Here is an 11531-nt window from a genome sequence, read left to right as displayed (position 1 = left end):
ACCATGAACAAGGCTCTTGTTGCTGCGCTGCTGATCGGCAGCGCCATCGCGTCACCGGCCTATGCGCAGGCCGGACGGTATGAGCGGACCGCGGACGGCATCGTGGTCACGCCCGCGACGGGGCCGTCGTCGCGCGTGGCGCTGACCGTCCACGGCGACGGCATCATCCATGTCGTCGCGACGCCGCGGGACGCCCGGACCGGCACGCCGGCGCCGAGCCTGATGGCGCCGACGCCCCCGGCGGCGGGCAGTTTCTCCGTGCGCGGGACGGCCGGCAGCGTCGTCGTGACGGCCGCGCGGACCATCGCCGAAGTCGAACTGGCGACGGGTCGGGTGAGCTTTCGCGACACCGCCGGAAAGCCGCTGCTGAGCGAGGCCGGAGCGCCCGGTTTCGCGCCGGCCACCGCGGACGGCAAGCCGTTCGTGTCCGTGTCGCAGCAGTTCAATCGCGGGACCGACGAGGGGCTGTACGGCCTCGGCCAGCATCAGGCCGGTCAGATGGACCAGAACGGCGAAGACGTCGAACTGGCGCAGCATAATATGGACATCGCGGTCCCGTTCCTCGTCTCCACCCGCGGCTACGGCATCCTGTGGGACAACAACGCGATCACGCGCTTCGGTAATCCCAAGCCCTACACGCTGGTCGGCGAGGGGATGCGCGTCACGTCGAACGGAAAGCCCGGCTTCACCGCCGAATATTCGCTGAACGGCCGGCCGGTCGTCACGCGCCAGGAAGCGACGGTGAATTACCAGTTCATCAAGGATCAGGTGAACTGGCCCGCCGCCGCGAAGGTGCAGACGACGGCGGCGGAGGGCGGCCAGAACACCGCCGGCAATGCGGTGCAGAAGCAGCGCGTCGTGTGGACGGGCGACCTGCAGCCGACCGTCGCCGGCCTGCACCGCTTCCAGCTTTACGGATCGAGCTATTTCAAGGTGTTCGTCGATGGCAAGGAAGTCCTGAACCGCTGGCGGCAGAACTGGAATCCCTGGTACGCGAATTTCGACGTGCCGATGCGCGCCGGGACGCCCGCGCGGATCCGGATCGAGTGGGAGCCCAATGCGGGTTACATCGCGCTGTTCCACAACGACCCCGTGCCGGAGAGCGATCGCCGATCGATCCGGTTCACCAGCGAGGTGGCACAGGCCAAGAACTACTGGTTCGTGCCCGGCGCGGGCAGCATGGACGGCGCCGTCGCGGGCTATCGCCAGCTGACCGGCAAGGCCGAGATGATGCCGAAATGGGCTTACGGCTTCTGGCAGTCGCGGCAGCGTTACGACACCGCGGCCGAGCTGACCGCCGTCGTCGATCGCTACCGTGAACTGAAGATCCCGCTCGACAACATCGTGCTCGACTGGCGTTACTGGCGGGACGACGACTGGGGGAGCCACCGGTTCGATCCGACGCGTTTCCCGGATCCCAAGGCGATGATCGACGCGGTCCACGCCAAGAATGCGCATTTCATGATTTCGGTCTGGCCGAAATTCTATCCGACCACCGATACCTACAAGGAACTCGCGGCGGCGGGTGCGGTGTATCAGGGCAACCTGAAAATGGGGAACAAGGACTGGGTGGGGCCGGGCTATGCCAGCACGGTCTACGATCCCTATTCGGCGGCGGGCCGGCGGATCTTCTGGCGGCAGATCGAGGATCGCCTCGCCAAGCTGGGCACCGATGCGTGGTGGGCGGACGCCAGCGAGCCCGACATGCATTCCAACATCTCCGTGCCCGAGCGGATCGAGACGATGGGCCCGACCGCAATCGGGCCGGCCGCGCAGTATTTCAACAGCTTCCCGTTGATGAACGCGCGGTCGTTCTTCGACGGGTGGCAGGCGTTCAAGCCGGACGTCCGCCCGTTCCTGCTGACCCGTTCGGGCTTTGCCGGGTTGCAGCGTTACGGCGCGGCGATCTGGTCCGGCGACGTCGCCAGCCGCTGGTACGATCTGCGTGCGCAGATTTCAGCGGGCGTCAACGCGTCGGTCTCGGGCATTCCGAACTGGACGCACGACATCGGCGGGTTCGCGCTGGAGGATCGCTATTCCGCCAAGACGCCGGCCGCCGCGGATCTTGCCGAGTGGCGCGAGCTCAACCTGCGCTGGTTCCAGTTCGGCGCGTTCAGCCCGCTGTTCCGCAGCCACGGCGAGGCGCCGTTCCGCGAGATCTACGAGATCAGCCCGGCGGGATCGCCGATGCGCGCGTCGATGGTCTGGTATACGCAGCTGCGGTACCGGCTGATGCCGTATATCTACACGGTGGGCGCCGACACCTGGGCCAAGGACGGCAGCATCATGCGGCCAATGGCGGCCGATTTCCCGACCGACGTGGGCGCGCGCAAACCGACCGACCAGTATCTGTTCGGCGACGCGTTCCTGGTCGCGCCGGTCACCGAATATGGCGCACGCGCGCGCCCGGTCTATTTCCCGGGCACGGGCCGCTGGTATGATTTCACCACCGGCACGGCGTATCGCGGCGGGACGACGGCGAGTGTCGCGGCACCGTTCGAGCGGATGCCGCTGTTCGTGCGCGCCGGTGCGATCGTGCCGATGGGGCCGGTGACGCAATATGTCGATCAGGACCGCGCGGCTCCCCTGACGATGGCGGTCTATACCGGCGCGGACGGCCGCTTCTCGCTCTACGAGGACGACGGGACCAGCCAGCAGTACAAGCAGGGCGCGTTCAGTCGCATCCCGATCGGCTACGACGATCGCACGGGCGCGGTGACGATTGGTGGGCGTGAGGGCAAGGGATGGGAGGGGATGCCGACAACCCGCACCATTCGCATCCGCTGGGTCGGCGAGGGCAAGCCCATGACGGACGCCAACGGCTTCGACGCCGAGGTCAGCTACAGCGGTGCGGCACTCACGGTCGCGCGACCCGGGACACGTCGCTGAGATCAAGCGACGCGGCACCGATGACGTTCGACAAAACGTCATCAGTGCCGCCCCGATCCTGCGTCGTGCCATCCGCTCGCCTAATGGGTCGCGTGCGGGATTGAGCGGCCGACCTTGCCAATATTGCCGGTTTCAAGGAAAGGTTCGGTTTCCGGAACGAAATGGTCCATAGCGGTTCATGAAGATTCAGGACATCTGCACCGACTGTACCGTGCGCGACGAAGCGTTGTGCGGGACGTTGAGCGAAGACGAGTTGTGGGCGCTCAACACGATCGGCCGGCGGCAGCGCATCGCGCGGGGCGATACGGTGATCTGGGCGGGCGACACGAGCGTCATCTGCGCGAACCTGCTGTCCGGCGTGCTGAAGCTGGTCGCTGCGACGCCGGACGGGCGCGAACAGATTGTCGGCCTGCTGTATCCCGCCGATTTCGTCGGACAGGCGCATGCCGGGCTGGCGGACTTCACCATCACCGCGCTGACCGATGCGGAACTGTGCATCTTCCCGCGCGCCGCGTTCCAGCGGGTGCTGGAGGATCATGGCCGGATGGAGCGCCTGCTGCTGCAGCGCACGCTGACGGCGCTGACCGCCGCGCGGCACCGGATGCTGTCGCTGGCGCGCAAGTCGGCGGAGGAGCGGATCGCCGATTTCCTGCTGGAGATGGCGTTGCGGGCCGCGAACACCGGGTGTCGCGCGACGCCGGACGGCCCGCTGACGTTCGATCTGCCGCTGACGCGCGGGCAGATCGGCGATGTGCTGGGCCTGACGATCGAGACGGTGAGCCGGCAGATGACGCGGCTGAAGGCGGCCGGGGTGATCGGGCTGCCGGGCGGGCGGGCGGTGACGATCTCCGACCGGGCCGCGCTCGCCGTCTGTGCGCACGCCGCCTGACGCGGAAGTCAGTCGGGGCGGCAGATCAAGCCAGCGCGCCTTCAAGATCGGCGCGCGCCGCGCTGGTCAGCCGGGTGTTGCCGAGCGAGAGCAGGAACAGCCCCTCGAAATCCAGCGCGCGACGCGCGCCTTCGAACAGGACGCGCAGCATGTAGCTGAGCATGTCGATCGACGCCTGGTTGAGCGATAGCGACCGGAGGATATCGGCGGTGTCCTCGGCATGCAGAGCATCCGAAATCTGCCGCGACAGGATGCGCGCGAGGATGCCGCGCGTTGTCCTCCGCTCGCTCCCTGTAAAAAACCGGCCGAGGAACGAGTTCGTCGTTCGGACATGGGCGATCGTGGCGGTCTCGATCCGGTCGGCGAGGGTCCGACGGTCCTGGAGCGACGGATAGAGCGGCAGGCCGTCCGCCAAGGTTTCGAGCTGGTCGCATAGAACGCGCAACTGGGCATGATCCGCCAGGAGCCCGACGAGGTCGGTGCCGCTGATCCGCTTCCCGCCAGCCGGGAAGGGCAGCACGCCTGCGTCTGCCGCGTGGGCGTGGCCGGGTGGTGATCCGATCATCGGGTCTGGTTCAAGCGTATCGGGCATCATGGTTCCGATCAGACCGTATCGACGGAGGTTGTCCGGGCGCGGTCCCGGCCGAGCGCGAGCGCGGCGAGTGTGCAGAGTGCGCCCGACAGCAGGTAGATCCCGACCGACATCAGCCCGAACCGGCTCGCCAGGAACAAGGCGGCGAGCGGGGCGAAGGCGGCACCGATGAACCATGATGCCGTCGCGGTCGTGCCCGACCCGGTATAGCGATGCCGGGCCGAAAAGCGCCCGTTGACCGCGCCCGACGACTGGCCGAACGACAGGCCGAGCAGGACGAAGCCGAGCATCATGTAGGTCCATTCGCCCGCGGCCCCCTGTCCGAGCAGATGCGGCGCAAACCCGCTATAGCCGGCGATCAGCGCGGCCGAGACGCCGAGCACGGTGCGGCGGCCGACCCGGTCCGCCACGACGCCGGACAGCATCACGGCGATCAGGCAGACGAGCGCACCGACCAGTTCGATGACGAGGAAGCGGGCCGGCGGCTCGCCCGAGGTGAGCACGAACCACGACAGCGGGAAGACGGTGACGAGGTGGAACAGCGCGAAGCTGGCGAGCGGCGCGAAGGCTCCCAGCACGACCGTGCGGCCTTCCTCGCGGACCAGCGAGACGACCGACGATGGCTGAAGCTCGCGGTTTTCGAACAGCGCCTTGAACCCCGGGGTCGAGATCAGCCGCAGCCGCGCGAACAGCGCTACCACGTTGATCACGAAGGCCACGAAGAAGGGGAAGCGCCACCCCCAGGTCAGGAAGTCCGCGGTGGTGAGTGCCGTCAGCAGATAGGCGAAGACGGCGGCGGCAACGAACAGGCCGACCGGGGCGCCGAGCTGCGGGATCATCGCGAACCAACCGCGGCGCTTTTCCGGTGCGTTGAGCGAGAGGAGGGCGGGGAGGCCGTCCCAGGTGCCGCCGAGCGCGAAGCCCTGTCCCATGCGGAAGAACGCCAGCAGGATCACCGCCAGGTTGCCGGCCTGCGCGTAACTGGGGACGAAGGCGATCGCGGCGGTCGATCCGCCAAGCAGGAACAGCGCCGCGGCCAGCTTGACGCCGCGGCCGTGCTTCCGGTCGATCCACATGAACGCGAGCGCGCCGAACGGCCGCGCCACGAAGGCGAGCGCGAAGATGCCGAACGAATAGAGCGTGCCGGTGAGCGGATCGACATAGGGGAAGATGACCGACGGGAACACCAGGACCGAGGCGATCGCGTAGACGAAGAAGTCGAAGAATTCCGACGAGCGCCCGATGATCACGCCGACCGCGATGTCGCCCGGCCGGATTTGATGCCCGCGCGCGTTGATCACTTGCGCGTCGCGTTCCAGGGCGGTCGAATTGCCCGCGCCAGGGGTCGTGGCTACCATCGCGTTTGGGTCCTATCTGCTCGATCGATCGTGGCGCCGACCGTGGCTGCGCGCCGCGATCGATCAGCCATGCCGACGAGCGGACCATAGCGACGGGCAAACCGCGAAACTTTGACCGCGGACAAAGTCGGGTCGCGGATCGGCAGCTAAGCGCCGGCCATGGGCAGACCAATTTCCGATCATCTTAACCGGGCCGCGCGCCTGTCACTCCTGGGCGTGGCGGCATTGCTGAGCGGGTGTGACATGGTCGTCATGAACCCGACCGGCGATATCGCCGTGCAGCAACGCAACCTCATCCTGTTCGCCACGGGGATCATGCTGTTGATCATCGTGCCGGTCATGGTGCTGATCGTGCTGTTCGCGTGGCGGTATCGCCGCGGCAATCCGAACAAGGTCTACGACCCGAATTTCGATCATTCGACCACGCTGGAACTGGTGATCTGGGCGTGCCCGTTGCTGATCATCATCGCGCTGAGCGTCGTGACGTGGACCAGTACGCATCTGCTCGATCCGTTCCGGCCGCTCGACCGCCTGTCGGCGGGCCGGCCGGTCGCGCCGAACACCAAGCCGCTGAAGGTGCAGGTCGTCGCGCTCGACTGGAAATGGCTGTTCATCTACCCGGCGCAGGGCATCGCGACCGTGAACGAGCTGGCGTTGCCGGTCGATGTGCCGGTGCATTTCACGATCACGTCGACGAGCCAGTTCAGCACATTCTACGCGCCCACCATGGCGGGCATGATCTACGCCATGCCGGGGATGCAGTCGGTGCTGAACGCGGTTCTGAACAAGCCGGGCGAAAGCTGGGGCTATTCGGGCAACTATACCGGGCGCGGCCATACCGACATGCGGTTCAAGCTGCGTGGACTGGCACCGGCCGATTTCGACGCCTGGGTCGCGCAGGTGAAGGCCAGCAAGCGCGGGACGCTGGCGCCCGGCAACTATGTCGCGCTGGAAAAACCCAGCATCAAGGTGCCGGTCCTGCATTTCGGGTCGGTCATGCCGGGCCTGTTCGATCGCGTCCTCAACCGCTGCGTCGTGCCGGGCACGCCCTGCACGATCGACATCATGCGCCGCGACATGGAACGCAGCAGCGGCGCGATGCCGGGCCGCAGCGCCGCACCGCTGCACGGCGACACGCCGACGCCGGCACTGTTCAAGGCGCAGCAGGACAAGGGCACGGGGCCGAACGTGACCAAGCCCGCCAGACCGGGTGCGCCGGGCGACCAGAAGCCCGGCGACCCGCGCAACCGCGACATGTCCGTGACGCAGCCCATCCCCGCCCCCGGCGCGCTTCGCGCCGTGCGGGTCTGATCCCCAACCATCGGGACATTCATGAGCGACCATCTCCTCAAATCGATCTTCGGACGGCTCACCTGGGAATCCTTTCCCCTGCACGAGCCGATCCTGCTGACGACGTTCATCGTCGTCTCGCTGCTCGGCCTCGCGCTGGTCGGTGCGGTGACGCACTTCCGGCTGTGGGGCTATCTCTGGAATGAATGGTTCACGAGCGTCGATCACAAGCGGATCGGCATCATGTACATCATCCTGGGCATCGTCATGCTGCTGCGCGGCTTCTCCGACGCGCTGATGATGCGCGCGCAGCAGGCGATCGCGTTCGGCGACAACCAGGGTTTCCTCGAAACGCATCACTACGACCAGATCTTCACCGCGCACGGGACGATCATGATCTTCTTCGTGGCCATTCCGCTGGTCGTGGGCTTGGTGAACTACGTCATGCCGCTCCAGATCGGCGCGCGCGACGTGGCGTTCCCGTTCCTCAACAATTTCAGTTTCTGGCTGACCGCGGCGGGCTCCGTCCTGGTGATGATCTCACTGTTCATCGGGGAGTTCGCGAGCACGGGCTGGCTGTCCTACGCACCGCTCGCCGGCCTGGCCTACAGCCCCGAAACAGGGGTCGACTATTATCTGTGGGCGTTGCAGATCGCCGGGGTCGGCACGACGCTGTCGGCGATCAACATGGTCGCGACCATCATCAAGATGCGCGCACCCGGCATGACGATGATGAAGATGCCGGTGTTCTGCTGGACGGCGCTGTGTTCCAACGTGCTGGCGATCGCCATCTTCCCGGCGCTGACCGCCGCGTTCTTCCTGCTGATGCTCGACCGTTATGTCGGGACGCATTTCTTCACCAACGAACTCGGCGGGTCGCCGATGATGTACTGGAACATGGTGTGGATCTGGGGTCACCCCGAGGTCTACGTCCTGGTCCTGCCGGCGTTCGGCATCTATTCCGAGATCACCTCGACCTTCACCGGGAAGCGGCTCTTCGGCTATTCGTCGATGGTGTACGCGACGGTGGTGATCACGCTTCTGTCGTATCTCGTCTGGCTGCATCACTTCTTCACGATGGGTGCGGGGCCGAGCGTCAACAGCTTCTTCGGCATCGCCACGATGGTGATCGCGATCCCGACCGGGGCGAAGATCTTCAACTGGCTGTTCACCATGTACCGTGGCGACATCCGCTTCGAACTGCCGATGATGTGGGTGGTGGCATTCATGCTGACCTTCGTGGTCGGCGGGATGACCGGTGTGCTGCTGGCGATCCCGCCTGCCGATTTCGTGCTGCACAACTCGTTGTTCCTCGTCGCGCATTTCCACAACGTCATCATCGGCGGCGTGGTGTTCGGCCTGTTCGCCGGGATGGTCTACTGGTTCCCCAAGGCGTTCGGGTTCAAGCTCGACGAATTCTGGGGCAAGGTCGCCTTCTGGGGCTGGGTCGTCGGCTACTGGATCGCCTGGACGCCGATCTACGTCGTCGGCTTGATGGGCACCACGCGCCGCGTGAACCATTTCGACGATCCCACGCTCCAGCCCTATTTCGTGGTCGCCGCGATCGGCGCGCTGATCATCCTGATCGGCATCCTCGGTTTCGTGATGAGCATCGTGATGGGGTTCGTAAAGCGCGACAAGCTTCGCGACCTGACCGGTGATCCGTGGGATGGCCGGACGCTCGAATGGTCGACCAGCTCGCCGCCGCCGGCCTACAATTTCGCGTTCACGCCGGTGATTTACGATCTGGATGCCTGGTACGACATGAAGAGCCGCGGCTACGAACGGCCCGCCGGGGGCTATCGCCCGATCCACATGCCGCGCAACACCGGCGCGGGCGTGATCCTGGCCGGTCTCGCGCTCACGCTCGGTTTCGCGATGGTGTGGTACATGTGGTGGCTCGCCGCGCTGAGCTTCGCCGGGCTGCTCGTCGTGACGGTGGCGCACACGTTCAACTTCAAGCGCGACTATTTCATTCCGGCCGACGCGGTCGCGCTGACCGAGAGCGCGCGCCACCAGCCGGCCGACGGGAGCCCGACATGACCGACCACACGCTCCACCCCGCCGACACCGCGGCGACATGGCACCTGCCCGACGACGATCATGACCATGACGGGAACGGCGCGACCGTGCTCGGTTTCTGGATCTACCTGATGAGCGACGCGCTGATCTTCGCGTCGTTGTTCGCGATGTTCGGCGTGGTCAGGACCAGCTACGCCGGCGGGCCGATGCCGCACGAGATCTTCGACCTGAAGCTCGTCGCGCTCAATACCGCGCTGTTGCTCGCGTCGTCGATCACCTTCGGCCAGGCGATGCCGCACATGGAGGCGGGGCGGGTCGGCCCGACGCGCGTCTGGCTCGCCATCACCGGCCTGCTCGGTGCGGCGTTCGTCGGCGTCGAGCTGTTCGAATTCGCGGCACTGATCGCCGAAGGCGCGACGCCGCAGCGCAGCGCGTTCCTGTCGGCGTTCTTCACGCTGGTCGGCACGCACGGCGTGCATGTCCTGGTCGGCCTGATCTGGATCGCGGTCCTGCTCGTGCAGCTCGGGCAGCAGGGCCTCAGCCCGCCGATGAAGCGCCGGCTGATCTGCCTGTCGATGTTCTGGCACTTCCTCGACATCATCTGGATCGGTGTCTTCACCTTCGTCTATCTGTTTGGAGTCCTGCGGTGAGCGACATCTCGATCGGGCAAGACCCGGCCAATCCCGGCCATGGCGCGGCGCCCGGCCACAGCCGGCGCGGTTACCGTATCGGGACGATCCTCTCGATCGTCCTGACGGTGGTGCCGTTCTGGCTGGTCATGTCGGGGATCGTGGAGGACTGGCAGACGACGGCCGCGCTCATCTTCGCGATGGGCTTCGCGCAGATCGTCGTCCATGTGCTGTGCTTCCTCCACCTCGATACGCGGTCCGAGGGTGGCTGGACGTTGCTGGCGTTCCTGTTCACCACGGTCATCGTGGTCCTGACGATCGCCGGGTCGATCTGGGTGATGTATCACCTCAACACGAACATGATGCCGATGCCCGGCGCCATGGGGGGAATGCGGTGATTGTCGCGCGCGGCTGAGCCGCCGGACGCCGGTCAGATCGCCGCGTGACCCGGTTTGCGCGGGATCAAGGCGGGGCTGGGCGCGTCGCCGTAGCGGATGCGCATTGCTTTACGGGGACATCCAGATGCGCATCCTTTCTTCCACCGCCACGCTGCTGGCGCTCGCCGCGGCCTGCGTCGCCACCCCGGCCACGGCGCAGCACAAGGGCGACGTGCTGGTCCGCGTCCGCGCGATCATGGTGTCGCCAAACGAGAGTTCCGGCGGCGTGCAGCCGAGCTTTCCGGGCGCGCGCATCGGGGTGACCGACAGCTTCGCGCCGGAACTCGATTTCACCTATATGCTGTCGGACCATATCGGAACCGAGCTGATCCTGGCGACGACCAAGCACACGCTGCAGGGCCGCGGTACGCTGGCGGCGCTGGACAAGGTGGCGAGCACCTGGGTGCTGCCGCCGACGTTGACGCTGCAATATCATCTGCGGCCGAATGCGCGGATCCGGCCCTATGTCGGCGCCGGCGTGAACTACACGATCTTCTATTCCAGCAAGGCGAGCGGCGCGCTGAACACCGCGATTGGTGAGACCGACGTGCATCTGAAGGACAGTTTCGGCTACGTGCTTCAGGCGGGGTTCGATGTCGACATCAGCGCGAAGCTGTTCGCGAACTTCGACGTGAAATATGTCGATATCGACACCCGGGCGCGGCTGAGGACCGGGGCGTTGGTCAACCGGGTCGATGCCGGGATCGATCCGCTCGTGTTCGGCGTCGGTCTCGGCATGCGGTTCTAAGCGGAAGTCGCGAAACGGCCGGGCCTGGCGAATGTCCGGGACCGGAACGACTGCGGCCGCCCCCGGGCGAGACGGATTCACGGGGGCTGATGAACTGGCCGGGCTGGCATGCTAGGGCGGCGGGCATGTCAAACAACCGAAGCAACACCGGGACCGTCGATGTCGATGGGCTCACCTACACCTGGGAACTCCAGCGCGAGCCGCAATGGTCGGATGACGAGGGATGGAGGGGGATGGCGATCCGCCTGCTGCAAAAGGATACGCAGCGTGAGGCCTCGATCGAATTTCCGGCTCCGAAGCGCCTGATGAAGGGGCTGCCACGGGGGCGTCTCCAGATCGACGATGCGACCCTCTCGCGTGGCGTTCGTGCGGCGCTCGCCGCGGGGTGGGACCCGATGTCGCGCGGCAGGCCGATGCTGTTCATGGTGGACGCCGAAGGCAACTGACGGAGCGCGATCCGCCGCCCGGGGGCCGCTCGCTTTGGAGTGACGCAGGTGAACGGATCTGGCCGGCAGCCTTGTCCGACATCCGGTCACCCGACCGTAGCGAGGTTTGGCCCCGGCGGCGGCCTTCGCCAGCCACCTCTGCCCTCGAACGTTCAAGATGAGAAGCGCGGGGGGTCGATTGTCAAACTCGCCGCGACCGCATATGTCGGAGTAGAAATACTGAAACCGACC

Annotated in this window: 10 protein-coding genes; 8 read left to right on the top strand and 2 right to left on the bottom strand. The window is 66.2% G+C overall.

Annotation, left to right across the window (positions count from 1 at the left end):
* The first annotated feature begins 3 nt into the window (after positions 1–3).
* Positions 4–2889: a glycoside hydrolase family 31 protein gene (locus tag ACFSGX_RS08365; protein WP_380929035.1), complete on the top strand. Its 2886-nt coding sequence runs from the start codon at positions 4–6 to the stop codon at positions 2887–2889.
* Between the two features lie 178 nt (positions 2890–3067).
* Positions 3068–3778 carry a Crp/Fnr family transcriptional regulator gene (locus tag ACFSGX_RS08360; protein ID WP_380929033.1) on the top strand — a complete coding sequence of 237 codons (711 nt, stop codon included), beginning with the start codon at positions 3068–3070 and terminating at the stop codon, positions 3776–3778.
* 25 nt (positions 3779–3803) lie between these two features.
* On the opposite strand, the gene ACFSGX_RS08355 is transcribed toward ACFSGX_RS08360, so the two are convergent.
* Positions 3804–4370, bottom strand: coding sequence for a hypothetical protein (locus ACFSGX_RS08355; RefSeq protein WP_380929032.1), 567 nt, complete (start codon positions 4368–4370; stop codon positions 3804–3806).
* An 11-nt stretch (positions 4371–4381) separates the two neighbouring features.
* Positions 4382–5728: an MFS transporter gene (locus ACFSGX_RS08350; protein ID WP_380929031.1), complete on the bottom strand. Its 1347-nt coding sequence runs from the start codon at positions 5726–5728 to the stop codon at positions 4382–4384.
* 159 nt (positions 5729–5887) lie between these two features.
* Here ACFSGX_RS08350 and cyoA point away from each other — a divergent pair, with 159 nt between their 5' ends.
* From cyoA to ACFSGX_RS08320, 6 genes are all read left to right on the top strand, one after another.
* A complete protein-coding gene (gene cyoA / locus ACFSGX_RS08345) occupies positions 5888–7039 on the top strand; it encodes a ubiquinol oxidase subunit II (RefSeq protein WP_380929029.1) in 1152 nt (383 codons plus the stop codon).
* A gap of 21 nt (positions 7040–7060) precedes the next feature.
* Positions 7061–9061 (top strand): cytochrome o ubiquinol oxidase subunit I, encoded by a 2001-nt coding sequence (cyoB, locus tag ACFSGX_RS08340; protein WP_380929028.1) that lies wholly within the window; start codon positions 7061–7063, stop codon positions 9059–9061.
* Positions 9058–9690 (top strand): cytochrome o ubiquinol oxidase subunit III, encoded by a 633-nt coding sequence (cyoC, locus tag ACFSGX_RS08335; RefSeq protein ID WP_380929026.1) that lies wholly within the window; start codon positions 9058–9060, stop codon positions 9688–9690. Before cyoB ends, cyoC begins: the two co-directional genes overlap by 4 nt.
* The gene (cyoD, locus tag ACFSGX_RS08330; protein WP_380929025.1) at positions 9687–10067 is read left to right on the top strand and encodes a cytochrome o ubiquinol oxidase subunit IV; all 381 of its coding nucleotides are present in this window, start codon (positions 9687–9689) and stop codon (positions 10065–10067) included. Before cyoC ends, cyoD begins: the two co-directional genes overlap by 4 nt.
* Positions 10068–10191: 124 nt before the next feature.
* A complete protein-coding gene (locus ACFSGX_RS08325; RefSeq protein ID WP_380929023.1) occupies positions 10192–10854 on the top strand; it encodes an OmpW/AlkL family protein in 663 nt (220 codons plus the stop codon).
* A gap of 125 nt (positions 10855–10979) precedes the next feature.
* Positions 10980–11300, top strand: coding sequence for a hypothetical protein (locus ACFSGX_RS08320; protein ID WP_380929022.1), 321 nt, complete (start codon positions 10980–10982; stop codon positions 11298–11300).
* The last annotated feature ends 231 nt before the right edge of the window (positions 11301–11531 follow it).

The sequence above is a fragment of the Sphingomonas arantia genome (assembly GCF_042682045.1).
Lineage (GTDB): Bacteria > Pseudomonadota > Alphaproteobacteria > Sphingomonadales > Sphingomonadaceae > Sphingomonas_R > Sphingomonas_R arantia.
The sequence above is the reverse complement of the archived record's forward strand: the minus strand, read 5'-3'. Positions and strand labels throughout refer to the sequence as shown.

What these genes read in the sequence shown, in the direction of transcription:
- ACFSGX_RS08365 (WP_380929035.1), top strand. Translation starts at nt 4, where the DNA reads ATGAACAAGGCTCTTGTTGCTGCGCTGCTGATCGGCAGCGCCATCGCG.
- ACFSGX_RS08360 (WP_380929033.1), top strand. Translation starts at nt 3,068, where the DNA reads ATGAAGATTCAGGACATCTGCACCGACTGTACCGTGCGCGACGAAGCG.
- ACFSGX_RS08355 (WP_380929032.1), bottom strand. Translation starts at nt 4,370, where the DNA reads ATGCCCGATACGCTTGAACCAGACCCGATGATCGGATCACCACCCGGC.
- ACFSGX_RS08350 (WP_380929031.1), bottom strand. Translation starts at nt 5,728, where the DNA reads ATGGTAGCCACGACCCCTGGCGCGGGCAATTCGACCGCCCTGGAACGC.
- cyoA (WP_380929029.1), top strand. Translation starts at nt 5,888, where the DNA reads ATGGGCAGACCAATTTCCGATCATCTTAACCGGGCCGCGCGCCTGTCA.
- cyoB (WP_380929028.1), top strand. Translation starts at nt 7,061, where the DNA reads ATGAGCGACCATCTCCTCAAATCGATCTTCGGACGGCTCACCTGGGAA.
- cyoC (WP_380929026.1), top strand. Translation starts at nt 9,058, where the DNA reads ATGACCGACCACACGCTCCACCCCGCCGACACCGCGGCGACATGGCAC.
- ACFSGX_RS08325 (WP_380929023.1), top strand. Translation starts at nt 10,192, where the DNA reads ATGCGCATCCTTTCTTCCACCGCCACGCTGCTGGCGCTCGCCGCGGCC.
- ACFSGX_RS08320 (WP_380929022.1), top strand. Translation starts at nt 10,980, where the DNA reads ATGTCAAACAACCGAAGCAACACCGGGACCGTCGATGTCGATGGGCTC.